The sequence below is a fragment of the Paraburkholderia bannensis NBRC 103871 genome (assembly GCF_000685015.1).
Classification (GTDB): Bacteria; Pseudomonadota; Gammaproteobacteria; order Burkholderiales; family Burkholderiaceae; genus Paraburkholderia; species Paraburkholderia bannensis.
Genome location: NZ_BAYA01000050.1, coordinates 13,547 through 38,649, shown reverse-complemented (window position 1 = coordinate 38,649; position 25,103 = coordinate 13,547). Strand labels below are relative to the sequence as shown.

Below are 25,103 nucleotides of genomic sequence, written 5' to 3'. Positions count from 1 at the left end.
GGGCATCACATGGCTGGCAGGGTCTGGACAGCCGGGGCCAGGCTGCCGAAGCGGCGAAGGTGTGGCGAAGCTGGGAACATGACCGCGCGGGGCAGATCACGGCGCTGCACGATGCGATGCGCGACAGCCGTGCCTACCAGTACGATCCGGCGTCTCGCCTGACAGCGGTGAATGCGGGGCGTGCCAGTGAGACATTCGCCTACGATCCGGCGGGGAACCTGCTGGCCGTGGGGCAAGGCAAGGTGACGCACGTGGGCAAGGTGCGCGGCGACCGGCTGCTGTCTCTCGTGACGCCTGAGCATCCGGTGGACGCGGTGCCGCAGTACACCTACGACGGGCACGGCAACTGCACGGCGGTCACGGTTCCCGCGTTCGGTGCGTCCGAGGCGCTGACCACACGCTACCGCTACGATGGCGCCCACCAGCTCCGGGGCATCGAGCACGCGAACGGCGGGGCGAGCCGCTACGAGTACGACGCGATGGGACGGCGTACGGCCAAGCATTACACGGACGCGAATGGAAGAAACGTAATGACGCTGTTCGTTTGGGACGGGGACTGGATGGCGCAGGAGATCCGCACGGACAAGGCGAAGCCGGTCACCTATATACCTCACCCGAATCATGCAGGACCGATGACGAAGCTCGACGGCGCGAAGGCGTACCATTACGCCACCGACCACCTGGGCACGCCGCAGGAGGTGTACGACGAAAAGCGGGAGATTGTATGGGCGGCTGACCTGAGCGCCTACGGCAAGACACGGCACTATCTGAAGCACGAGATCGACAATCCGCTCCGTTTCCCCGGTCAGTACTTTGATGCGGAAAGCGGGCTGCACTACAACCGCTTCCGGTACTACGATCCGCAGGCGGGGAGATATGTCAACCAGGATCCGATTGGCCTGAAAGGCGGATTGCATCTCTATGCATATGCCAATTTAGCGCCCACGCAATATGTTGATTCTCTTGGTCTGGCTTCATGTTCTTACAACATAACTGCGGGGCGACTACGCTGCACCCCAAGCGACCCGCAACATACTCCGGTAGACATACCTGTCGCCTCGGGAAACAACGGCGCAGGAATGCAATGTAAAAATAACCCCCAATGTATAACCAACGCTAATCGCGGCCCGATTCCGACTGGGAACTGGAAATGGAATATCACCGGGCCTGGTGCAGCGAATAGCAAGCCAAATGGCCGTAGACTTGTACCGCAATCGGGAACGAACACCTATGGGCGAGGCGGATTCTTGACGCATAGCTGTCTTAACGCCTTTGGGCCATCACTTGGTCCACAGTTCTGTTCGGAAGGGTGCATCACCGGATCTTCCCCTGCTATGCAATCACTCAATCACCTCCTTGACGCTGAGCCGGATAGCACGCTGGAGATTACACCGTGAATTATTTGAGAATTGCAACTAGGCTGATAATTTGCATATTATTTTTTTTAAATTCTCTAATTTCTTTTGCAAAAGAAAATGGCGTACTGAATCGAGACGAGCGGGAAATAAGAATGGCGGAAAGTGCACTATTTTGGTCTAGGGTTGCTACTGTCAGCGATTATGGACAACGTGCTTGCGAATCAAATCAATTTGCTTGCAGCGATGATCGGGCCGACTTAGGTTTGGCGCTTATCGGAGCAAAGAAATCTATTGCATCTATTCACGCGCTGGTATCGGTCTCGCGGTTTCGCATGGACGGCGCATTATCGGAAAACTATGTTTGCTACATTCTTTCAAAGGGGAGGGTGGTTTTATCTGAATTAAAATCCATGAAGGCGATTGACGCGAAAAAAGAGTGCGCAGCAGAGTTTAATTCTGGAGTGGAAAATAATCAACATCTCTTTGATGGTGTCTCAATAAATCAAGTTTGTAATTCAGTAAAAGAAATTTCAATATTGAGAGCCGAATTAATTGCGGCAATAAAATCCCATCAGCGATGTGGTGACGGTGATTTTTAAATCTAATATCAAATTAATTACTATGCCAGCCTCCGCCGCAACCCCTGGAAACTGCTCCACTCACGGCGGCGCAGTCTCGTCTCGACCGCCTCTCTCTGCGTCACGATTGGCGGCATCCCTGCCGCCCGCGTAGGTGACATGGTGACGTGCGCCATGGACAGCCTCGCCCTAATCACAAGCGGGGGCCTGGGCACGATTAATGGCCGGCAGATTGCCCGCCACACCAGTTCGACCTCGCGCGGTGCCACGCTCGTCGTTGCTGGCGGTGGCCCAACTGTGTAATCCGAGGCAGCGCACTTCACTAAGCGCGCCACCGGCGATCACTTACGAGACCGTACTCTTGCGCAAAGCCCCCAGCGACCCAAGGCGCTCAGGCATTCAGATTTGGATATGGCGATTCAATTGGCTTTACGCCAAAGCCTTAAAGTCAATTCCGATGAATTTAATTCCTACCCGCCCCGGTACCTTACCGCGCAGCGGGTGCCGTCCAGGCCTGGGCGGCGGCTTTTCGCCTCTCGGGCGGCGACGGCGCGGAAATGTTGGCCTGTGCGGCCGATCCGTCCTATGCGCCGCTGGAACTGAAGAAGCACATTGAACACTTTCTTCATCGGCATTGCACACTCGACTTCGATACAGGTCACGCTGGAGGGCCGTTCCCTACCTGGATCGTTCCTTCACTGATGTACAGGTATTCGCGCACGCCGAACACGCGCATCTCACGCAGCAATGGCTGACGTTCCTGTGTGGGCAGCGCGGTCAAGAAGATGGTGAAGGCAAGATCCGTTATCACGAATTGAAGCTGCAGCGCGATAGCGAATCGGGCCACCGATTCCTGAGTATGGCACCGGATGAAATCTCGCTGTCCGTCAGTAACACCAGCATTCCACTGAACGAGGGTGCGGGGAAAGCCGTTTACTATGTCGTGAAGGTGCTGTTATATCTGTCCATTGAATAGAGCCATGTGGCCCATGAACGGCCCTGCGGTACAGCGTTGTGCGTATTCGCAGGACTTGGGCTGCGCAAGCGTAACGAGCGCCTTCAGCAGATCGAAAAGCGCTACGACCGCTATCTGGTGGGGCACGCCGTGTGGATCGATGAGGCAGATGCCAGACGGGCAGCATAGATGCGCCCATTTCCTTATGTCGCGGTTTGGCCTGCAGGCCGCCCAGCGCAAGCTGATTATCGTGATGCCGATTGTGGTACGGGCAGCCAGACTTGAAGAACACGGCAACTAATCATTTCCCAGTAGCGCAATTCTCCACGAACACGCCGGAATGATTGAGCCACCCGATTCGCGACGCGGGTTATTTTGTGGGTCAAAAAACAAAAGCCCCGCAAACCTTGCGGTTTGCGGGGCTTTTGCGTGTTCGGTGGCGGAGAGACGGGGATTCGAACCCCGGATAGGTTATTAACCTATACACGCTTTCCAGGCGTGCGACTTAAACCGCTCATCCATCTCTCCTGCGGGACGCGCATTATAGCAGGCTTCTGGCGGAAGGGGAAATCGGCGCCGTCGCGACGCTCTCAGGCCCTGTCAGCGACGCCCGCAACCCCTACGGAATCAGCCCCAGCGCCCGCCCGATCGCCACGGCCTGGGTGCGGTTCTGTGCGCCGAGCTTCGCGTTGATCTTGCGCAGATGCGCTTTGACGGTGAGTTCCGAGACGAACAGCTTCTCGGCGATCACGCGGTTGCGGTCGCCTGCCGGGAGCATGCGCAGCACGTCGAGTTCGCGCGCGCTGAGCGTGTGAGCGGGAGAGGGCGGTTCGTGCGCCGACGGCGCCTCAACCGTCACGACACCCATCAACTGCGCGACAAACTCCGGCGCCACGCCTGCCGCACGCATTGCCGGCGCGCCACGCGCGGCCAACGTTCCCACGAGCGCCAGCAGCGCAGCGCCTTCGTCGAGAAAGGCCCGCACAAAGCCTTCATGGCTTGCCAGGCGCAGCGCCTGCGTGAGTTCGTCCAGTGCCGCTTCGTGCGCCCCACGGCCAGCGATGGCGAGGCTCAGCAGGATTCGCAGCTTGATCGCACGCCAATAGCGTTGCTGCGCCAGCGCAGTGTCCAGCGCCACGCGCAGCGCCGCGTCGGCGCGCGTATGCCGATGTCGCGCGATATCGAGCCGGGCGCGCACCACGACGGGACATTCGATTTCCGTGGCATGCCATGCGTAACCCGTACGCGCCCATTGCGCATCCAGCTCCGCGACGCCCAGCGCCTGCTCCGCGGCCTCCAGGCGCCCCTCCAGCGTTGCAACGCGCGCACGTTCGAGCCAGGCCGCGCTGACACTGCGCCCGGACGCAATCGTGCGCCCGCGCTGCTCAAGCTCGGCGAGCAGCCGTAACCACTGGTCGACGTCGCCGGCAATATGCGCTGCCCGGGCGGCCAGCACATGCGTGGCGATCAGCGCATCGGTGGTGCCGGCGCTGCGGGCGCGCGGCAGCGTGTCGTCCAGCAGGCGTTGCATGGCGTCGAGTTCGTTGCGCTCATAGAGCACGAGCGCACGCGCGCTGTCCATGCTCGTCAGGCCGCCCCCGATGCCTTCGCTGCCCACGCTGGCGCTCGCGCTGCGGCGTTCCTTGCGCGCGCTCTCCAGCGCCGCATCGAGCCGCGCGAGCGCCATGCCAGGTCGCCCTTGCAGCAGGTCGATGATGCCTTCGATCGTCTCCGCCATCGTCCGCATCACGGAGAACGGATGATCCGGCGCGCGGCTCAGTGCACGCGAGAGGACACTGCGCGCCATGTCGTAACGATGGGTACAGACGTAGCTGAACGCGAGTGCGTTGCACAGGCTGTAGCCAGCGAACGTCGCCTGCTCGGGCAGTTGTTCGAGCAGCGCCGCGCCGGTCGCGATGCACGCGTCCATCTGGCCGGTGAGGGCGTGCAGTACGGCGCGCAGCACCTGCGCTTCGAGCGCTGCGTTGTCATGGCCGTTGAGGTTCTGCGTCGCCCGCAGGGCGTCGGCGTAGCGTCGGTTGAGCAGCAGCACCCACGCATAGGTCAGGCCCACTTGCGGCTGCGCGGCGATGAGGTTCACGTCGATGCGATCAAGCCAACCCATCATCAAGCGGATCCGTCCCGCGCCCATCAGCGTGCGCGCGTGAGCGGCGATCTGCTCAAGCGCGTGCTGCGGCTTGCCCGCGTCGAGCCAATGATCGATGGCGTGCACCGGCTGCTTTGCAGCCAGATACCAGTGCGCCGCGAGTGTGTGCAGTTCGGCTTCGCGCCGTGGCTGCGCGGCGCGCAGCCGATGCTGCAAGAAGCTCGCAAACAGGCGGTGATAGCGATAGACCTTGCGCTCGTCGTCGAGCGGCACGAGGAAGAGATTCGCGCGCTCGAGTTCGTCGATGCGCTCGCGGGCGTCGCCGCGCCCCGTGAGCGCATCGCAGAGCGCCGCCGGGAAGTGGGGCAGCACGCCGGTATCCAGCAGGAATGCACGGCACGCATCGCTCTGCCGGGCGAGGACTTCTTCGGCCAGATAATCGGCGAGTTCGGGATGGGCGCCGGAAAACGCGGCGATGAACGCGCCGGGATCTGGATGCGTGCGCAACGATAATGCCGCGAGATAGAGTGCCGCTGCCCAGCCTTCGGTGCAGCAATGCAGCGCGGCGAGGTCGGCGTCGCCGAGCGTCCGCTCGCTTTGTGCGCCGATAAGTCCACCGACAAGCCCACCAATAAGCCCACCAACAAGCGCGCCTGTTTCCGCGACTGTGAAGCGCAGCGTCGACGCTTGAATGTCGAGCAGCGCCCCGCGTGCGCGCAGGCGGCTGATCCCCAGTTCCGGCGTCACGCGCGTGGCGGCGATCAGCATAGCGCCGGGCGGCAGCGCGTCGATGAGCGTTTGCACGAAGCGCAATACGCTCTCGCTGCGGATCGTTTCAAGGTCGTCGAGCAGGATCGCAAGCGGGCGCTCGTGTGCCGCGACGCGCTCGATTATCCCGTCGGCGCTGTGGGTTGCGTGCGGGCCGGGGAGGGCTGCGTTCAGGTGGAGCAGGAAGCGCTGGAAATCGTTATCGGCGACGTCGAGCCGCAGCCAGGCGATGTCGATGCGCTGGTCGCGACAGTGCGCCGCGTACTGCTGCAATAGCGTGGTCTTGCCATAACCCGCCGCCGCGCGTATCAGCACGAGCCGCACCGTCTGCAAGGCATGGGCGTTCGCGATGGTATCGACTAGCGCGCGGCGCACAACCTGGCTGGGACTCGGGGCGGGGGCAATGAGCTTTGAGGCGACGATGCCGCGAGCGCCAGGGTGTCCGGAGTGCGCACGATCACTCGTTGCCGGCGCGTCGACGATGTTCACTGGCTTGCTTCCCTGATGGCTGATTTGGTTGCGCGAACAACGACAGGGTTCGCGCGATGTCTCCTGCAATCGCTCAAAAAAGGGCGCTATCTGCTAACGCAACGCTTTTCGCGCAATCGCTTTCAATTTGATTGTTTCATATGCCGTTGGCATTCGCTTAGTCCTTTCGAACGATTCGCGCGGATCCAACAGCAAAAACTGGCGAGTGCGACGTCGTGGATCCAGCGACGGATAGGCAGGCGCTGGCCGGATCAATCCAGCCCGATTGAATAAAGCGCGCGAAATGGATTCGCGCGCTTTTTGTAAAGTCGCTTTAAAGCGCTGCGCGAATGCGCTCGGCGACGGCTTCCAGTTCCGCTTTGTCCGCCATGTCGCGCGCGTGCATGCGCAACTCTTCGCCGTGACGGCGCGGAATCAGGTGGAAATGTACGTGCGGAACCGTCTGGCCGGCCGCCGCGCCATTGAATTGCGCAATCATCAGACCATCGGGCTTGAGCGCGCTGCGCAGCGCGATGGCCATTTTCTGCACCATCGCCATGGCGGCCGACAATGCCTCGGGCGACAGTTCGTAGATTTCCTCGGCGCCTTCCTTCGGCAGCACCAGCACATGGCCTTCGGATTGCGGCATGACGTCCATGATCGCGACCGCCGCGTCGTTTTCGCAGAGTTTGATGGAGGGAATGTCGCCGCGCAGCAGTCTGGCGAAAATGTTGTTGTCGTCGTAAGCCATGAAATCCTCGTGGTCGTGAAAGTCGTGCCGAAGCGCCGCCGCCGGTGCATATGCACCATATTCAACCGTGGCAACGCGCATAAAAAATGCTTGATTTGCGAAGCGGCTTTCAACGCCCCGCAACCGCAGCGCCGATTATCGCTGAGAGCAGTAGGGACTTGTCCGCGTTCCTGCACGTTTTTTGAAGCGGGTGCATCATAGCGGGACTCGCAGCGCGCGCGACGACGAATGTCTGATACGGAGCAACACGTATGGCAACGACCGATCTCGAAGCAGCCCATTCAACCCGCGAAGCCACCGGCTCAGGGGCCTGGCGGTTCGCATCCCAACTATTGGCGCGCGCCGATGTGATATTCAATGGCCCACGACCGTGGGACATGCAAATCCATGATCCGCAGGTGCCCGAACGCGTACTGGCGCTAGGCAATCTGGGCCTGGGCGAAGCCTACCTGGACGGCCAGTGGGACTGCGAGCAACTCGACGAATTTTTCGCGCACGTCCTGCGCGCCCATATAGACGAACAGATCGATCCCGCGCGGCTCGTGTTCCACGCGCTCAAGGCACGTCTGATGAATCGCCAGACGGTTCGCCGCGCGTGGAAAGTCGGCCAGCAGCATTACGACATCGGCAATGCCTTTTATGAGGCGATGCTCGACAAGCGTATGGCTTATACATGTGGTTATTGGGCGGGCGGCGCGACAACGCTGGACGAGGCGCAGGAAGCCAAGCTCGATATGATCTGCAGAAAGCTCGGGCTCAAGCCCGGCATGCGCCTGCTCGATATTGGCTGCGGCTGGGGCAGTCTCATGAAATTCGCCGCCGAAAACTACGGTGTTTCGTGCGTGGGCGTGACGATTTCGAAGGAGCAGGCCGCTTTCGGAGCGGCGCGTTGCGAGGGGTTGCCCGTCGAGTTTCGTCTGCAGGATTATCGGCTGCTCGACGAGAAGTTCGACCGTATCGCCAGTGTGGGCATGTTCGAGCATGTCGGGCCGAAGAATTACCGCACGTATATGGAAGTGGCGCATCGCTGTCTCGATGACGACGGCCTGTTCCTGCTGCATACCATCGGCAAGAATCGCCGCGATACGACGCCCGATCCGTGGATCGACAAATACATCTTCCCGAATGGCGAATTGCCGACGATCGGCCAGGTCGCCGACGCGTCCGGCGGCTTGTTCGTGACGGAAGACCTGCACAATTTCGGTGCCGATTACGACCGCACGCTGATGGCGTGGCACGCGAATTTTGAAGCCGCGTGGCCGCGATTCGAAGCCGAAATGGGGCAGCGTTTTTATCGCATGTGGCGTTACTATCTGCTTTCATGCGCCGGTGCATTCCGGGCGCGCGATATTCAATTGTGGCAATTCGTGTTGTCGAAAAACGGCTTGCTGGGCGGTTATCGTCGGCCGTGAATAGACGGGCAACGGTTTTTTAGCCAATAAAAAAAGCTGCGAGTGCGTAAAGCGCCGCAGCTTTTTTAATGCATTCTGCCCGTGCAATTAGCGCATCACGGCGGCGACCGTCGCGATGCCCAATATCGTCATCAGCACCGAAGCACAGACGTGAATCGCAATCTCGCCGAAGGCCCAGCCGAGGCGTCCATTCTGCAAATGCGCGACCACTTCAGCCGAAAAAGTCGAGAACGTCGATAAACCGCCCATGCAACCGGTAATGACGAAAAGACGCCATTGCGGCGAGACGTCGGGCAGGCGCGCGAAGGCGGCGAGCGCAACGCCAATCACGTAGCCCGCGATGATATTGGACGCGAGCGTGCCGAGCGGCAGCGACGGAAACAGCGCGTTCAGGCGCACGCCCAGCACCCAGCGCAGCAGCGAACCGAGCGCACCGCCAATGCCGACGGCGAGAATGGACAGATACATGGTCGGGAGTCGTTGTAGGTGCAATGAAAGCCGGGCCGCCACGATGCCGGATGTTGGCGGTTAACGTTTGAATGCGGCCCGAATTCGACTCCCGAGTTTAGCACCCTGGTTTATGGCCAGCGCCGTGCGGCGTCAGGCGAGGCCGCCGTTGGCGCGCAGTGTCTGCCCGTCGACCCAGCCGCTGTCCGGGCCGGCAAGGAACGACACGACCGACGCGATATCTTCAGGCTGGCCCAGGCGTTCGAGCGGAGGCAAGCTGGCGAAATGGCGGATCTGCTCCTCGGTTTTGCCGCCGAGGAAGAGCGCCGTCGCAACTGGCCCCGGCGCGACGGCGTTCACGGTAATCGAGCGCCCGCGCAATTCCTTCGCGAACACCCGCGTAAGCGCTTCGACCGCGCCTTTGGTGGCGGTGTAAATGCCGTAGCCCGGCAGATTGAGCGCCAGCACCGTGGTCGAAAAATTGATGATGCGCCCGCCGTCCGCGAGCTTGGTGGCCGCTTCGCGCATTGTGTTGAGCGTGCCGCGCACATTGATATCGAACATGTCGTCGTAGAGTTCGTCCGTGGAGTCGGCGATCGTCGCCAGCTTCATGACGCCCGCATTGTTGACGAGCACCGACGGTTGGCCGAGTTGTTCGAGCGTGGTCTCGAACAGGTCGCGCACTTCGGCAGAGCGGGCGACATTGGCTTTGACGGCGATCGCGCGGCCGCCTTCGGCGCGAATTTGCGCGACCAGTGCTTCGGCCTCCTGTGCGCTGGAGGCGTAGTTGATGACGACGGGATGACCGTCGCGCGCAAGGCGCAGCGCGACTGCCGCGCCAATGCCGCGCGATGCGCCCGTGACGATGGCGACGCCGCGCGTAGAGGATTGGGTCGAATTGCTCATGATCTGGCTCCGTTCGTTGCAAGGAAGGTAAAGCGGGAACGGAGTCGATCATGAAGGAAATCCCGCCCCCGATCATTGCCTGGAGGCGGGCTTCATCATTCCATTTCGATTAACAATCGATGCAATGAAGTTGGCACATCGGCATCAGTACGCGATGCAGACGGATTTCGTCTCGGTGTACGAGTCGATGATGGCGCGGCCGTGTTCGCGGCCAATGCCCGACGCCTTGAAGCCGCCGAAGGGCAGCGCCGGATCGACCATATTGTGCGTGTTGACCCAGACCGTGCCGGCTTCGATGGCGTCCACCACGCGCAGCGCGCGATCGAGCTGGTTCGTCCACACGCTTGCGCCCAGACCATATTGCGACGCGTTGGCGGCGGCGATGGCTTCCTCGACATCGTCGTACGGCATGGCCACCAGCACCGGCCCGAACACTTCTTCGCGCACCACGGTTAGCGCCTTATTGGCTGCATTGGCGATCACGGTCGGCTCCACAAAGAAGCCATCGCGATGGCCGTTGCCGCCGCCCGCGACGATTTCGCCGCCTTCGTCGCGGCCTTGCGCGATCATGCCCGCCACCTTGTCGCGATGGCGCGCGGAGACGAGCGGGCCCATCTGCGTGGCCGCGTCGAAGCCGGAGCCCAGCACGGTGTTGCGCGCAACCTGTGCAATGCCTTCGACGATCTCGTCGAAGCGCGCGCGCGGCACGTACAGGCGCGAACCCGCCGTGCAAACCTGGCCGTGGTTGAAGAAGATCGCGCCCGCCGCGCCCTCGATCGCGCGTTGCGGATCGCAGTCGTCGAGCACGATCACCGGGCTCTTGCCGCCGAGTTCGAGCGAAACGCGCTTGAGGTCGTCGGCACACTGGCGGCCGATGATGCGGCCCACTTCGGTCGAGCCGGTGAAGGTGACCTTGTCGACGCCCGGATGGCGCACGAGCGCGGCGCCCGCTGTTTCGCCCTGGCCGGTGACGACGTTGAACACGCCCGGCGGAAAGCCGGCTTCGTGCGCGAGTTCGGCGAGGCGGATCGCGGTGAGCGGCGTTTCCTCGGCAGGCTTGAGCACGACGGTGCAGCCGCAGGCGAGTGCGGGCGCGATCTTCCACACGGCCATCAGCAGCGGGAAGTTCCACGGCACGATCGCGGCGACCACGCCCGCGGGCACGCGGCGCGTCGATGCGTTGTAGCGCACGCCTGGCGGGAACGCGAGCGAAAGGTCGACCGTGCTGCCTTCGATCTTGGTCGCCCAGCCCGTCATATAACGCAGCCACTGCACGCTGCCGCCTACTTCGAGCATTTTCGAAAAGCCGAGCAACTTGCCCTGATTGAGCGTCTCTAGCGCCGCGAGTTCGTCGCCGTTGCGCTCGATGAGGTCGGCGAGCTTGAGCAGTAGATGTTCGCGCGCGGAAGGCGGCAGGCGTCGCCACGAATCGGCGGCGAAGGCGCGGCGCGCGGCTTGCACCGCGGCGTCGACATCGGCGTTGCTGGCGTCGGGCACCTGGGCGATTTCAGCGCCAGTGGCCGGATTGAATACGGCGAACGTGCGCGAATCCGCGCTTGCGCAGAAGCGGCCATCGACGAACATCTGCGTACGGATCGTGTGCGTGAAGTCCTGGCGGTCCATTGCGTCTCCTGATCAGGGTGAGGATTGGCGGAAATCGATTCCGCTTGATGGATGGGTTTTAAGGGTGTGCGGGTGCGGGCGCGCCATCTGTGTCGATGCACACACGAGATTGAGCGCGGCCGCGCCTAGAAATAGTGCGTAAAACCCCTCGCCGAAGCCCCATGACGTTGTCGAGAACGCCGCGCCCGCGAGCATGCCGAGGTGATGCGCGATGCCGGGGCAGCCGCCTTGCGCGACGTGCCCGGCGTGGTCGTTGCGTAACAGGGTGGGGAGGGTAAGGGCATCGAGCACTGCGAAAGCCGAGGCGGCGTAGAGCACCAACGAAGAGAACGCGTCGAGCGTCAATGCGGCCAGCAACGCGCCGCGTAGCGCAAATAACAACAGCAGCGCGTGACGCCGTTCGCTGCGTTGCAGCCATGCACCGGCTCCAAGCGCAGCGCCGAGCGAGAAAAACAGGTGCGTGAACGAGAACGGGTCCGCGCCGCACAGCGAAAAGAGCTGGAAGCGCGCGAGTACGCCGCTCGACATTCCGGCCAGTAAAGCGGCGCCCACCAGCGCACCGTTGCCCGGGCGGATAAAGCTCGCGTAGCGCGTGAAGTTGCGCCTGAGAAGTATGGGTTCCGAATGAAACATGCGAGCCGCGATCACCAGCGTGATCACCAGCGCGAAACCCACCAGCAATAGCAGCAACGCACTCTGGATGACGTTTGTGCGCGCGGGCGTCGCTGCAAAGCGCATCGCGCCCATCGTAAGCACGAGCGCAGCGGCGCACGGCAGCGTCGCCAGCGAGCCGAAGCGGCGCGCGAACATCGGCGGCAACAACGCCATCGCAATGAGCGCGACGGCGCTTGCCGCGAAGGCCGCGACATTCGCACCGGCCTGCATCGCGCAGAGCATGAAGCCTGCCGCGAGCGCCGCAGCGGCGGCCGTCACTGCGCACCAGAATGCCGCCGCGCGCCCCATGATGTGCCCTTACTTCTTGCTGCCGCAGCACGACGGCGCGGCATCGGTCGCACCGTCCTGCACGCTATGCGGATCGCGACCGCCGGGCAGATCCATCGCCGGATTGCCGTAGAAGAAGTTATTCGGCTTGAGCATGAAACCGGCGTACTCCACGGGCATTACCGGGAAGTCCTCGGGCTTGCACACATGCGTGTGGCCGAAGCTGTGCCACAGCACGATGTCTTCGTTCTCCACGTTGCGGTTCGCTTCGATATAACGCGGCAAGCCGTCGCCGCCCGCGTGCTGGTTCGGATAGTCGCCGCTCGCATAACGCTGCGTCGTATCGTAGGGCGTGACCCACACGTGGCGCGTTGCAAAGCCGCCGCGCTGGCGCACCTTCGAATTGGGATCGGCGAGCATCAGCGGCGAATCGTTGATGATGAGCTTGTAGCCGGGATTCGCGCCCACACGATTCTTCACGTTCGGATTGACGACCTTCCAGTAGCGTCCCGTCTGGCCATTGGCGTTGCGCGCGGCTTCCTGCTCGGTCTTGAGCACGCGTTTCGTGGTGTCGAACACATTGCCGTAAGGGTTGTCGCCGCCCATCGGACGCGGCACGAATTCGTGCTCGGTGACCGAGTTCTTTTCGCCGTCGACCATCATGTGCAGACGCGCATTGAAGAAGTGCTGATGCGTCGGACCGCCGAGGTTTTCGGTCACCATGCCGCCCCACGGGTAGCTGTCGCCATCGGCGACCGCCGAGGTCTGCACGATGCCCGTGAGCTTGCATTCGAGCTGGATCGTGCCGTCCTGATAGAAGTACCAGTAAAAGCCGTAGTCATAATTGCCGACGGTCGCGAAGAACGAGATCACGAGGCGGCGCGAGCGGCGCATTTCGAACACGCCGGTGCGGAATTCATAGTGCTTCCAGAGCGTGCCGTAATCCTCTTCGTGCAGGCACACGGCATTTTTCATCGTGAAGCTGTTGCCGAAATCGTCGGCGGAAGGAATGTCGAAATAGCGGATCGTCCCCAAACAATCGCAACCAAGTTCGAGCTGGTTCGCGAGTTTGCCCAGACCGTATTCGCCCGCATCGAATGCGCTTTTCCAGTAATGGTTCGTGGTGGGGTCGGAGTAGGGCACGCACATCTCCGTCACGCTCGCGCGGTAGACGATGGGGCGCGGCGCGCCCTTGCCGTCGTCCCACGTGATCTGGTGCAGCACGAGACCTTCGCGCGGCGTGAAGCCCACGCGGAATGTCCAGTTCTGCCAGGCAACCTGCCAGCCGTCGATCGTGAAGCTCGGGCCTTCGGGCTGGCTGATCGACAGCGGCTTGACGGTGTCGCGCGGCTTGCCGAGGCTCGGCGTGTCGTAGTTGTGCTTCGCTTTGGGAATCGGAATGATGCGCCCGTCGTCGACGAGGTCGATGACCTTTTGTTCGAGCAGGTCGACCACAGCCACCACGCCCTCGATCGGATGAGCGTAGCCGTTGTCAGTGGGGTTTTCCCGGTAGTAGCTCACGCAGCGCACGAGACGGCGACCGCCTTCGCTCGGGCGATCGAACGCGCCCGCGGAAAACGGATCGACCTGCACGTTGACGAGATCGGCTTCGGAAAGGCCGCGCTTTTTCACGGCTTCGCGCCAGGCGAGGTCTTCCTTGACGATGCGCTCGGCGTTGATGAAGTCCTCGATCATCACCGGCGGCTGGCCGAACGGCGCGCTTTGCAGCGCGAGCGGCGTGCGCGTCTGCACCTTCTTTTCGCGCAGGTCGACCACGCATTCGACCGTCTGGTTGCGCGTGCGGTCAATGGCGATCACAAACGCGCGGCGCGAAAAATATTCGCCCTGCTTCCAGGCCACCACTTCGGCTTTGGGCGGTTCCTGCAACTCGGTGACCGGAAAGCGGCCGTATTCGTCGAGTTGCTCGGCGGCTTTCACGATGTCACAGGCGAGCTGCATTTCGGCGAGGCTCAGCGGATCGAGAGGATGCGAGTTCGGATTCGTGTTCATAAGCATTTCGTAAGGATGACGTGGGACCGCAAACGATGCGATGAAGCGGCAAGCCCGCAGCCGGATGGGGCGTGAAATCGGGGGCGATGTCGTGCTGCAATCGTAGAAACGCCATATTTTTTTCGCGCTTGCAAAACGCGCCAAAGGGGCGATAGAGTGCGCCAGAGACAGCGCGAACGAACGACGATAGAACGACAAGAAGCGGCTGCTGCGCATGCCGACGTGCTTGACGACGAGCATCGCAACGAAGCTGCAGCCCCCTGGAGAGAGACATGAAACGAGTCCCTGTCAGCAATGGTTTTCCGATGATTCGGGGCGCCGTGATGGGCCCGATCGTGCGGGCGCTGGACGCCGCCGGAGCGGACTGTGAAGCGCTGCTGGCCGAATTCGGACTGAGCCGCCGGCAACTTTCCGATCCCTATGAAATCGTGCCGTTGGGGCGCTATGTCGGCGCGTTCGAGCGCGCCGCGCAGGTGCTGAATGAACCTGGCCTTGGCCTGCGTCTGGGCAACGAAATACAGCTCACCGAATTAGGGCCGGCAGGCCTCGTGTTCATGTCGTCGCCGACGCTGGGCGCTGCGATCCGCAAGTTCACGGATGCGTTGGCGTCATGGCAAAGCGGCACGCTGGTGGATCTCGTGAGCGACAACGCGTGGCCGATGTGGAGCTATCGCGTCGCGCACGCGTCGATCTGGCCGCGCCGTCAGGATGCCGAATACAGCATGAGTGCGATGTGCCACATGATCCGCCTCGTGTACGGCGCGTCGTGGATGCCGGTGGAAGTGCATTTCGAGCACGCCGCGCCCGCCGACATCAAGCCCTATATGCGCATTTTTCGCGTGCCGGTGCGCTTCCAGCAGCCCGAAAACGGCGTGGTGCTGCATCCACACGATCTCGACGCGCCGCTCAAGAGCGCCGATACGCAGATGGCGCGCATGATGGAGCGCCATGCCACCGACCTCATCAAGCGCGATACCGTGCCGCACGATCTTGTCGACCAGGTGCGCGATCTCGTGACGCGGCGGCTTGCGCGCGAAAAGCTCGTGGTGGCCGATATCGCACGCGACCTGGGGCTGTCGAACCGCTCGCTGCAGCGCCATCTCACGGAAGCGGGCACGTCCGTGCGCGACATCATCCGCGAAGAGCGCCAGCGCAGCGTGGCGGTGCTGCGCGAGCAGGAGGGTATGACGAATGCGGCCGTTGCACGCGCAGTGGGCTATGCGGACGCCACGGTGCTATGGCGTGCGACCCGTAACTGGGAGCAGGCGGAATAATTTCGTACGTAAGCCTTTTGTTTGCTTGTCGTCGCAATTGCCGCCAGAAAATCATTCGTCATCCGAATCAATGGGCGTGCCAGTGTTGTGGCAAACCCGTACAAAATCCGCGCCAAAACCCCGTTAAGTAAAAACCCGCAGCCGTATTGGCGCACTTTATCGAAAATTTGGCGCGGTCAGCCAGGTCGCCCAATTTTTTAGCTGCCTACCATGCGCTCCAGTCGAATCTCGAAAATGCATCGGCGAGATCCGCTCCCCAGAGCGCACAAGGCACGCGGTTCTTCATCGTGTCGCGTGGCGCAATCAGAACAGACACCAGCAGAGGCATCGATGAACGAACCGTATTCAAGCGCCGGTCTTGTCGGCGACGCCGAGGCAGACCGCGCGGCCGTCCCGCAGCGCAGCCTGCTCGGCCTGTGGCAAATCGTGTTTCTCGTGATCTCGGCGGCTGCGCCGCTCACCGGCATGCTCGGTGCGGTGCCGCCCGCAATCAGCCTTGGCAACGGCGCGGGCATTCCAGGCGCTTTTGTGATCGCCGGCGTCGTGCTGCTCGTGTTCAGCGTCGGCTTTGCGTCGATGAGCCGCCACATCGTGCGCGCGGGCGCGTTCTACGCCTATATCACCGCGGGCTTCGGCAGGCCGCTGGGCATGGCGGGCGCGCTGGTCGCGCTGCTCTCGTACACCTGCATCCAGATCGCGCTGTACGGGCTCTTTGGGTTCTTTTGCACCGTCGTGCTCGGGCCGCTGCTGCACAGCGCCATGCCGTGGTACGCGTACTCGTTCGCGTGCATCGTCATCGTGCAGATCACCGGGCTGCGCGGCATCGATCTCAACAGCCGCCTGCTTGGCGTGCTGATGTGCCTTGAAATGGGCATCCTGCTGGTGCTGTCGATCGCCATTGTGATTCACCACGGCGGCCCGGACGGTCTCACGCTCGCGCCGTTCTCGCCGCAGCACGTCTTCAGCGGCCACATGGGTATCGCCGTGATGTTCGCGCTCGCATCCTTCATCGGCTTCGAGGCGACCGCGATCTATGGCAAGGAGTGCCGCGACCCGAAGGTGACGGTGCCGCGCGCGACCTACGTGTCGGTGACGATGATTCTCGTGTTCTTCGCCTTCGTGACATGGGCCATCGTGTGCGCCTATGGCCTCAAGGATGTCGCCGACGTAGCCACCAAACAGCCGGGCGACTTCTGGTTCATCCAGTCGGGCAAGTACCTGGGCGGCGCGATGACCACGACGATGAGTTTCCTGCTGCTGTCCAGCATCTTTGCGAGCCTGCTGTCGTTTCACAACACGATCGTGCGTTACATCCACGCGCTTTCCGTCGAAGGCATCCTGCCCGCGAAGCTCGACCGCCTGCACCCGAAGTATGGTTCGCCGTATCTCGCGAGCTATCTGCAGACGCTCACCGTGGCCGTACCGGTCGCGCTCTACGTGCTCGCGGGTGCGGATCCGTTCAATATCGTGTTTAGCTGCACCTCGGCGCTGGGCACCATCGGCATTGTGATGCTGCAGGCCGTGACCAGTTTCTCGGTGGCCGCGTTTTTCCGTGCGACGAAGAAAGACACGCGCATCTGGCACGCACTCGTGGCGCCGATTCTCGGCGGCTTCGGACTGCTGTGGATTGGCTTCGTGCTGATCGGCAACCTCGATGCGTTGAGCGGTTCGGATAGCGCGATCGTGCGTTCGTTCCCGTGGATCGTGCTGGCCGTCGCGGCGGCCGGTATCGCGCTGGGTCTCGTGCTCAAGAGCCGCCGCCCGGACGTCTACGCACGCTTCGGCCAATAGGGCGAAGTTCAATCGACGGCCAGGCCGTCTGCGTCAATCGTTACGTCATCCTATCTAAATCCGCAGTAGCAGGCGGCGCGCGTCAGCAGGTTCGCGCGTCGCGCCTTCCCACTTCTAAAAGACAGACACCGTTATGGCAGATCATTTCGTCAAGCGCACGGCGCTGGCGCTGGCTTCGTGCGCGCTCTCGACGCTCACGCCGGGCGCCCATGCGCAGTCTTCCGTCACGCTTTACGGCACCGTGGACGCGGGCATTGTTTACTCGACCAATCAGCAGGTCACGCATGCGGACGGCCACACCGACGGCCATTCGAACTGGCAACTGGGCGGCGGCAATCTCGTGCCGTCGCGTTGGGGCTTGACCGGCAGCGAGGACATTGGCGGCGGCACGACGGTGAACTTCACGCTGGAAAACAGCATCCTCACGCAGAGTGGTTCGCTCTTGCAAAGCGGCACGCTGTTCAATCGCAATGCGTGGGTGGGCGTGGCGAACGGCACCTATGGCGCGCTCACGCTGGGCCGCCAGTACGATCCGTTCTCGGACTATATGGGCGCCTACGCGTCGAGCAACAACTGGGCAACGCTTTACGGCTCGCATTTCGGCGACGTCGATAATCTCAACGAGGCGTTCAATTTCAACAATTCGCTCAAGTACATCAGCCCGAGCTTTGGCGGGCTGACCGTGGGCGGCCTGTTTAGCCTGGGCGGCGTGGCAGGCAATTTCTCGCAGAACCGCGGCTGGTCGCTCGCGGCGAATTACGCGCACGGCCCGCTTGCGCTTTCTGCCGGTTATTTGCAGTTGCATAATCCGATGCAGGCGGCGCTGGGCGGGGAGAGCGGTTATATCGGCGACCTGAGTTGCGCCAATACCGATGCCTCGTATTGCGAATTGCAGAACGCGCAGAAAGTCGATATCTGGGGGGCAGGCGGGTCATATGCGTTCGACAAGGTCACCGTCGCGCTGAGCTATACGCACACGCGCTATTCGCAGAGCCAGTATTTCGCGAGCACGGCGCAGCCACAGGGCGCGAATATCGCCTTCGACATCGCCGAACTCAATACGATGTGGCAATACTCGCCCGCGCTGCAATTCGGCTTCGCGTATATCTTCAACGACGCGCATCCGGGCGAGGGCTCGTCTACGCGCATCCACCAGGTCAACCTGGGCACCGTGTACAACCTTTCCAAACGCACGGCGCTCTATGCGGTGGCGATCGGCCAGAAGTCGTCGGGCGCGGGACTGGGTATCGATGCGTCGGGCGGCACGCGCAACCTCGCGCAGATTCCGAATCTCGTGAATTCGGACACCGACAAGCAACTGGCGGTGATCGCGGGCATTCGCCACAACTTCTGAGTTTTGCCAGCGGGCGCAAAGGCGCTCGCTGCACTGCGGCACGGTCTGGGGCGGCCGTGCCCGGTTAAGCGCTTGCTGGGCGGAACGGCGCTAGAATGATTCGATCCGCTTTCCGCGCGAGCCCCCGCATGAAAGTCGCCCTGTTCGTCCCGTGTTTCATCGACGCGTTTTATCCCGAAGTCGGGATCGCCACGCTGGAATTGCTCGAACGGCTTGGCTGCGAGGTGGATTATCCGCTCGACCAGACCTGCTGCGGCCAGCCCATGGCCAATAGCGGCGCACAGGCCGAGGCGGCGGGCACGGAGCGCGTCTTTGCACGCGCCTTCGCGGGTTACGACTATATCGTCGGGCCGTCGGCGAGTTGCGTGAATCATGTGCGCGACCATTTCACCGCAATCGAGCAGACCGACGAAGTGCGCCGCGTGCGCGCGAATACCTACGAACTGGTCGAGTTCCTGCACGACGTGCTGGGCGTACGCGAATTCCCGTGGGCCGAATTCCCCTGGCGCGTGGGCCTGCACAATAGCTGCAGCGCGTTGCGCCATCTGCACGAAGCGTCGATTTCCGAAGTCGCGGGCACGCCGTTCTCAAAGCCGCTCGCGCTGCTGCGCAACGTCAAGGGCATCGAATTCGTGCAGCCCAGGCGGCCCGACGAATGCTGCGGTTTCGGCGGCACGTTCGCTGTAACGGAAGAAGCGGTTTCGGTGCGCATGGGGCAGGACAAGATCGTCGATCACGTCAGCGCGGGCGCGCAATACATCGTCTCGGGCGACATGTCCTGCCTGATGCATCAGCAAGGCTGCGCGGAGCGCATGAAAGCCGATGTGCGCTTCATTCATATCGCCCAGGTTCTGAATGGAGCACGCGAATGAGCACGCCGGATAAATCGTCGAAGCGCGTCGAGCACGCCAGGCTCGCAGGCAGTTTTCTTTCGCATCCGGAGCACGTCGACTTCCACGACAAACGGCTCTGGGACTTGCGGATGAAACGCGATGCCCAGGCGCACGCTATTGCCGAATGGGAAACGCTGCGCGAACTGGCGTCCGGCATCAAGGCGCACACGCTTTCGCATCTCGCCGACTATCTCGACGAATTCACACGCGTGGCCGAGGCAAACGGTGTCACCGTCCATTTCGCCGATACGGCAGGCGAGCACAACGAGACCGTGTTTCGCATCCTCAGCGACCGTGGCATCACGGCACTCGTCAAGAGCAAGTCGATGCTTACCGACGAATGCGAAATGCGACCGTATCTGGAGCAGCGTGGCATCGCCGTGATGGAAACCGATCTGGGCGAGCGCATCCAGCAACTCGACGGCGAGCCGCCGAGCCATATCGTCGTGCCCGCCGTCCATAAACTGCGCGACGATGTTGCCGAAGTATTCGGCCGCACCATTGGCACCGATCCCGCCAATAACGATATTCACTATCTCGCGCACAGTCAGCGCATGAATACGCGCCCTTGGTTCGTGCGCGAAAAGACCGGCGGCATGACCGGCTGCAATTTCGCCGTGGCCGAAACCGGCACGGTGGTGGTCTGCACGAATGAAGGCAACGCCGATCTTTCGGCGAACGTGCCGCCTGTGCATATCGTTTCGATGGGCATTGAAAAGCTGATTCCGCGCCTGTCCGATCTGGGTGTTTTTATCCGCATGCTGTCGCGCAGTGCGCTCGGCTCGCCGATTACGCAGTACACCTCGCATTTCCGCGCGCCGCGCGAAGGCGCCGAGCTGCATTTCGTGCTGGTGGACAACGGACGCAGCGCGCGGCTCGCCATGCCGGACTTCTGGTATTCGCTCAAATGCATCCGTTGCGGCGCATGCATGAATACCTGTCCGGTTTATCGGCGCAGTGGCGGGCTGTCGTATGGCAGCACGTATGCCGGGCCGATTGGCGCGATTATCAATCCGACATTCGACCTGAAGCGCTTTAGCGCCTTGCCGTTTGCTTCGACGCTCAACGGCAGTTGCACCAACGTGTGCCCCGTGAAAATCAATATTCACGAGCAGATTTACCAATGGCGCGAAGTGATTGCCGCGCAGCACGCGGTGCCGTTCGTGAAGCAGGAAGTGCTGAAAATGGCGGGGCGCCTGCTTGCCAGTCCCAGGCTGTATCGCGGCGCAGTGTCGTCGCTCGACGGCGCGCTGCGACGACTGCCGAATTTCGTGCTCTACAACCCGCTCAATATCTGGGGCAAGCAGCGCACGCTGCCTCAGGCGCCTGGCACCACGTTTCACGCGTGGTATCGCAAGAACCGCAAAGGCAGCGACGTGAAAGGAGGCGGCGATGGCGAGTCGTGAAGCGTTTCTCGCGCGCGTGCGCGCTGCGCAGCCTGCGCCGCAGGCGCTCCCTGACGTGCCGCTCTTCGATACGCCGCCAGGCGAGTTGCGCGCGCGCTTTACGGCCGCGCTGACGCTCATGGGCGGCAAGGAAATCGAAGCGCCTTCGGGCGAAACCGTGCTCGCCGCGATACGCGAGCGGCTGGGGCCGCAGGCCTCGATCGCTTCGGCGGCTCCTGAAGTGCCTGGCACGCGCATGCTTGCGACGGGTACGCCGCCCGCGTCGCTCGAAGATGTCGAAGCCGGCGTTGTGCGCGCGCGTTTCGGCGTCGCGGAAACGGGCTCGGTGTGGCTGAGCGAGCGCGAGTACATCGTGAATGCGCTCGGCTACCTGGTGCAGCATCTTTACGTGCTGCTCGATCCCGCCGCGCTGGTCGCCGGTTTGCAGGACGCCTACCGGCGCGATGACTTTCGCCATGCACGCTATGCCGCGCTGGTCACGGGGCCGTCCGCAACCGCCGATATCGAAGGCGTGCTGATTCAGGGCGCGCAGGGCGTCAAGTCGCTGACGGTGGTGTGGTTGCCCGCGCACTGAGCGCACGTGCTCCTCGCGTGTATCTATTGCCGTACCCGGTAGCAACCAATCCGCAGACCTACACATCGCACAGGAAACGATGGTCATTCACATTCTTCTCTTGAGCGGTTTTCTGCTGGCGAGCATCGCGCTGGTGCAAGCGGTGAGCCTGCGCTTTGCGCTCTCGGAATCGGTGCTGCTGGCCGCGTGGGGTTTCGCGCTCGGCGGCATTTATCTTGTGAGCGGCGAAGCCTGGCCGCAGCTTGCCGCGAGCGTCGTCACGCCCGCGCTGGCGCCGCGCCTGCCGCCCGAGGCCTATCTCTGGGTCTTCCTGCCGCTGCTGCTGTTTCAGGCCGCGCTCAGCGTGAACGTACGCGAAATGCTGGGCGACGCCGCGCCGATCCTGCTGCTCGCCGTGGTGGCCGTGTTCGTCGCGACCGCGATGGTGGGCGGCGCGATCCGCTTGACGGGACTCGGCCCTTTGACGGACGGCTTGTTGCTGGGCGCGATGATCGCGACGACCGATCCGTCCGCCGTGCTTGCGGTCTTTCGCGAAGTGGGCGCGCCTGCGCGGCTCGTACGCCTCGTCGAAGGCGAGAGCCTGTTGAACGACGCAGCCGCCATCGCCATTGCCAGCGTGCTGATCGCCGCCATCACCGGCGACGCCGCGGCGGCCACGGGTACGGCCGCGCTGCGCACGCTGGGCGTCCAACTGGTTGGCGGGCTCGCGCTTGGCGCACTGGCGGGCCGCGCATTCGCCTGGTTGCTTCCCGCGCTGGGCGGCGAGGGCAAGGCCGAGATCTCGCTGAGCTTTGCGCTGCCGTATCCGCTGTATCTGTTCGCCGATCAGGTGCTGCATGTGTCCGGCGTGGTGTCCGTGGTGGCCGCGGGGCTCGTGATCAGCGGCCTGGGGCGCACGCGCCTGTCGCCCGTCAACTGGTTGCACCTGCAACTGATCTGGGAACAGGTCGCGGCCATGGCGGGGGCGGCAATTTTTCTGCTCGCCGCCATGCAGATTCCCGCGACTTTGCGCGATGCGCACTTGCTCGACCTTGTCGCACTCGCGGTGGTGGTGGTCGCGGCCTTCATCGCGCGGCTCGTGGTCGCGTTCGGCATGCTGCCGCTATTGAGCCGCTTCAAGCTCACCGAACCCGTGAGCGCCGCATACAAGCTCGTTATCGCGTGGGGCGGCCTGCGCGGCGCGGTGACGCTGGTGCTGGCGCTCGGCCTCGCGCAGAACGAGGCGCTGCCCGAAAGCACGCGCCGCTTCGTCGCGATCCTGGCCACGGGCTTCGTGCTCGTGAGCCTCATCGTCAACGGCTCGTCGCTCAAGCTGCTGATCCGCAGGCTCAAGCTCGACCTGCTCTCGCCGCAGGAAGAGGCAATCCAGCAGCAGGCCGTGCAACTTTCGTCGATCCGCGTGTCGCAACAGGTACACGCAGCGGCTCGAACGTTTCGTATCCCTGATGAAATTGCTCACGAGGCCTGCGCCACGTTTCGCCGCAGCATCGACCTGAGCTCGACGGCCTTCGATATCGAAGCGGCGCTGTCCGAGCGTGAGCGTCTTGCCATCGGCCTCGTCACGCTCGCGGCGAAGGAGCGCGACCTCATTCCGGAATACGGAAGCGGCATTGTCACGATCCGCAACCTGGATGCCATGACGCGCAATACCGACGCGATGATCGAAGCGGCGCGCGAGAGCGGGCGCATCGGCTACCAGCGCGCGGCGGCAAAAATTCTTGCCGATACGCCGGAGCTGCGCGTCGCACGTTTCATCGCGCGCTGGCTGCGCATTCGCCAGCCGTATTCGGATGCGCTGGCCGATCGATTCGAACTCCTGATGTGCCGGCGCGTGGTGCTGCACGAACTGATCGCCTTCGCCGATACGAGTCTCACGCCCTTGCTCGGCGAGCGGCTGGCGAAGCTGCTCGGCACGATCCTGCGCTCGCGCATCGAGAAGGCCGAAGGGGGGCTCGACGCCGTGCGCAGCTGTTTCGGCAACGGCGCCGACGTGCTGGAGAAGCGCATGATGCTGCTTTACGCGCTGCGCGAAGGGCGCGCGCGCGTGGTGGCGATGTATGAGGATCGTTCGATTTCGAAGGAGATTTACGATTCGATCCGCCGCGAACTGGACGTCGCGTGGAAGCGAGCGGTGCCGCGCGTGCATCCCGATGTGCTGTTGCCCGGCGAGTCGGCGCACCTGGCGAAGAACGCCAAGGATCTACCCGTGCCGCAGCCGCCGAAGAGCGAAGTGGAAGAAGCGTTGCAAGGCACGCAGGCAACGCCCGCGGACGATCCGCACAGGAGCGCCTGAGCATGATGGAGATCGGCATGGCCGCGCTGGTGTTCGTGCTGCTGCTCGGCGGCACGGGGCTGGGCATTTTGCTGCGGCCGTTGCTGCCCGAGGAGCATCGCAAGCACGAGACGGTGCAACTCGTGCAACTGGTGCTGGGGATGCTCGTGACGTTCGCGGCGCTGGTGTTGAGCCTGCTCACCGCGTCGGCGAAAAGCAGCTTCGACACGGCGACCAACGACATGCGCGCCTACTCGGCAGACCTGATCCAGCTCGACGCGCGCCTGCGCGACTACGGCCCGGATGCCGAAGCCGCGCGCGCGAAGCTGCGCAGTTACACCGCAGCGGCGATTGCCTCGACATGGCCCAACGAGCGCCCGCCCGAGGGCAGCTATCCACGCGTGTCCGGTGCGAAGGACGGCGAACTGGAGAGCGTGTCGCTGGGCGCGCTGCTCAATTCGGTCGGCCGCGAGATCGGCAGCTTCACGCCGCGCGACCGCTATCAGGGCGTGCTTGCAGCGCGTCTTGGCGACGTGTTTGGCCGCGTGCGCGACACGCGCTGGCGGTTGATCGAGGAGGCGCATAGCACGCTGTCGCGGCCGTTCTTCGTGATGCTCACGCTATGGCTCATCCTCATCTTCCTGAGCTTCGGCCTGATTGCGCCACACAATGCGCTCGCCATGGTGATGATCGGGCTGGGTGCGCTATCGATTTCGTCGTCGATCTATGTGATTGTCGATCTCGACACACCATTTACGGGGCAAATCGTGATCCCGAGCGATTCGATGCGCGACGCGCTCGTGCATATGAACCAGCCTGTCGAGCCCCCGTCCCAGCCGCAGTGAACGTCAAGAGTGCGCTAGACTCGCGGCGGGTTTCGAGGATCGACAAGGAGGTGCCCGATGCTGCGCAAGACACTCAACGCGTCGCGGTTGCATGAAGAAGTGAAGCGCCGTCTGCAACGGCGGCAGGAAGTGGTCGAGGATGGCGTGAAAATCGTCGTGCCGCGACCGCAGGCGCAGGAGCCCGATCGCACGGGCTGCAACTGGACGATGCGCCATTTCGGCAATGCGGCGGGTTTCGAATCGACCATTGCAGGCGTGCTCGCGCAGGTGCAGGCCGAGTACAACCTCGCGGCCGATGCCGACGCGATGGAAGCAGGCAAGAGTGAGCAACCGCCACGCGCCGACGATCCGTTCGGTGGCACGCGTGCT

The 25,103-nt window shown here is 62.8% G+C and carries 20 protein-coding genes, 1 tRNA gene and 1 pseudogene; 13 read left to right on the top strand and 9 right to left on the bottom strand.

Translation table 11 applies throughout. The annotated features are described in order from the left end of the window. The 3 genes from BBA01S_RS44565 to BBA01S_RS48320 all read left to right on the top strand — a co-directional run. A partial coding sequence (locus tag BBA01S_RS44565) for an RHS repeat domain-containing protein (protein ID WP_156966241.1) occupies positions 1-1,397 on the top strand: 1,397 nt, incomplete at its 5' end. Continuing rightward, positions 1,394-1,957 carry an Imm57 family immunity protein gene (locus tag BBA01S_RS46405; RefSeq protein ID WP_156966240.1) on the top strand — a complete coding sequence of 188 codons (564 nt, stop codon included), beginning with the start codon at positions 1,394-1,396 and terminating at the stop codon, positions 1,955-1,957. The genes BBA01S_RS44565 and BBA01S_RS46405, both read left to right, overlap by 4 nt. 138 nt (positions 1,958-2,095) lie before the next feature. Beyond that, on the top strand, positions 2,096-2,239 hold the full coding sequence (locus BBA01S_RS48320) for a hypothetical protein (RefSeq protein ID WP_245641712.1): 144 nt from the start codon (positions 2,096-2,098) through the stop codon (positions 2,237-2,239). Positions 2,240-2,594: 355 nt separating this feature from the next. On the opposite strand, the gene BBA01S_RS37185 is transcribed toward BBA01S_RS48320, so the two are convergent. From BBA01S_RS37185 to BBA01S_RS37160, 4 genes are all read right to left on the bottom strand, one after another. Further along, positions 2,595-2,783, bottom strand: coding sequence for a hypothetical protein (locus tag BBA01S_RS37185; RefSeq protein ID WP_027820837.1), 189 nt, complete (start codon positions 2,781-2,783; stop codon positions 2,595-2,597). 545 nt (positions 2,784-3,328) lie between these two features. Then, positions 3,329-3,419: transfer RNA gene (locus BBA01S_RS37170), tRNA-Ser, on the bottom strand. Between the two features lie 91 nt (positions 3,420-3,510). Further along, positions 3,511-6,141, bottom strand: coding sequence for a LuxR C-terminal-related transcriptional regulator (locus tag BBA01S_RS37165; RefSeq protein WP_245641711.1), 2,631 nt, complete (start codon positions 6,139-6,141; stop codon positions 3,511-3,513). Positions 6,142-6,568: 427 nt separating this feature from the next. Beyond that, complete coding sequence (locus BBA01S_RS37160) at positions 6,569-6,985, bottom strand: HIT family protein (RefSeq protein WP_027820835.1); 417 nt, start codon at positions 6,983-6,985, stop codon at positions 6,569-6,571. Between the two features lie 251 nt (positions 6,986-7,236). Here BBA01S_RS37160 and cfa point away from each other — a divergent pair, with 251 nt between their 5' ends. Further along, on the top strand, positions 7,237-8,397 hold the full coding sequence (gene cfa, locus BBA01S_RS37155) for a cyclopropane fatty acyl phospholipid synthase (RefSeq protein ID WP_027820834.1): 1,161 nt from the start codon (positions 7,237-7,239) through the stop codon (positions 8,395-8,397). 87 nt (positions 8,398-8,484) lie between these two features. On the opposite strand, the gene crcB is transcribed toward cfa, so the two are convergent. From crcB to BBA01S_RS37130, 5 genes are all read right to left on the bottom strand, one after another. After that, entirely contained in the window at positions 8,485-8,865 is a 381-nt protein-coding gene (gene crcB / locus BBA01S_RS37150) for a fluoride efflux transporter CrcB (RefSeq protein WP_027820833.1), read from the bottom strand. Positions 8,866-8,997: 132 nt separating this feature from the next. Next, positions 8,998-9,750: an SDR family oxidoreductase gene (locus BBA01S_RS37145; protein WP_027820832.1), complete on the bottom strand. Its 753-nt coding sequence runs from the start codon at positions 9,748-9,750 to the stop codon at positions 8,998-9,000. A 144-nt stretch (positions 9,751-9,894) separates the two neighbouring features. Then, positions 9,895-11,373: a phenylacetaldehyde dehydrogenase StyD gene (gene styD, locus BBA01S_RS37140; protein WP_027820831.1), complete on the bottom strand. Its 1,479-nt coding sequence runs from the start codon at positions 11,371-11,373 to the stop codon at positions 9,895-9,897. Positions 11,374-11,385: 12 nt separating this feature from the next. Then, positions 11,386-12,336, bottom strand: a complete 951-nt coding sequence (locus tag BBA01S_RS37135) for a hypothetical protein (protein ID WP_027820830.1) — start codon at positions 12,334-12,336, stop codon at positions 11,386-11,388. A 9-nt stretch (positions 12,337-12,345) separates the two neighbouring features. Then, positions 12,346-14,325, bottom strand: a complete 1,980-nt coding sequence (locus tag BBA01S_RS37130) for a primary-amine oxidase (RefSeq protein WP_027820829.1) — start codon at positions 14,323-14,325, stop codon at positions 12,346-12,348. 272 nt (positions 14,326-14,597) lie between these two features. Here BBA01S_RS37130 and BBA01S_RS37125 point away from each other — a divergent pair, with 272 nt between their 5' ends. The 9 genes and pseudogenes from BBA01S_RS37125 to BBA01S_RS44550 all read left to right on the top strand — a co-directional run. Continuing rightward, positions 14,598-15,599: an AraC family transcriptional regulator gene (locus BBA01S_RS37125; protein WP_027820828.1), complete on the top strand. Its 1,002-nt coding sequence runs from the start codon at positions 14,598-14,600 to the stop codon at positions 15,597-15,599. A gap of 330 nt (positions 15,600-15,929) precedes the next feature. Continuing rightward, on the top strand, positions 15,930-17,390 hold the full coding sequence (locus tag BBA01S_RS37120) for an APC family permease (RefSeq protein ID WP_027820827.1): 1,461 nt from the start codon (positions 15,930-15,932) through the stop codon (positions 17,388-17,390). Between the two features lie 133 nt (positions 17,391-17,523). Beyond that, positions 17,524-18,744 carry a porin gene (locus BBA01S_RS37115; protein ID WP_027820826.1) on the top strand — a complete coding sequence of 407 codons (1,221 nt, stop codon included), beginning with the start codon at positions 17,524-17,526 and terminating at the stop codon, positions 18,742-18,744. Positions 18,745-18,872: 128 nt separating this feature from the next. Then, positions 18,873-19,616: a (Fe-S)-binding protein gene (locus BBA01S_RS37110; RefSeq protein ID WP_027820825.1), complete on the top strand. Its 744-nt coding sequence runs from the start codon at positions 18,873-18,875 to the stop codon at positions 19,614-19,616. Continuing rightward, positions 19,613-21,043 (top strand): lactate utilization protein B, encoded by a 1,431-nt coding sequence (locus BBA01S_RS37105; protein WP_027820824.1) that lies wholly within the window; start codon positions 19,613-19,615, stop codon positions 21,041-21,043. The genes BBA01S_RS37110 and BBA01S_RS37105 overlap by 4 nt, the downstream gene beginning before the upstream one ends. Then, on the top strand, positions 21,030-21,617 hold the full coding sequence (locus tag BBA01S_RS37100; RefSeq protein WP_027820823.1) for a LutC/YkgG family protein: 588 nt from the start codon (positions 21,030-21,032) through the stop codon (positions 21,615-21,617). Before BBA01S_RS37105 ends, BBA01S_RS37100 begins: the two co-directional genes overlap by 14 nt. A 79-nt stretch (positions 21,618-21,696) precedes the next feature. Continuing rightward, positions 21,697-23,910: a cation:proton antiporter domain-containing protein gene (locus tag BBA01S_RS44555; RefSeq protein ID WP_063750596.1), complete on the top strand. Its 2,214-nt coding sequence runs from the start codon at positions 21,697-21,699 to the stop codon at positions 23,908-23,910. Positions 23,911-23,912: 2 nt separating this feature from the next. Then, entirely contained in the window at positions 23,913-24,734 is an 822-nt protein-coding gene (locus tag BBA01S_RS37090; RefSeq protein WP_027820822.1) for a bestrophin-like domain, read from the top strand. 57 nt (positions 24,735-24,791) lie between these two features. Then, positions 24,792-25,031: pseudogene (locus BBA01S_RS44550) on the top strand (hypothetical protein); the annotation flags it as partial. Positions 25,032-25,103: the final 72 nt, after the last annotated feature.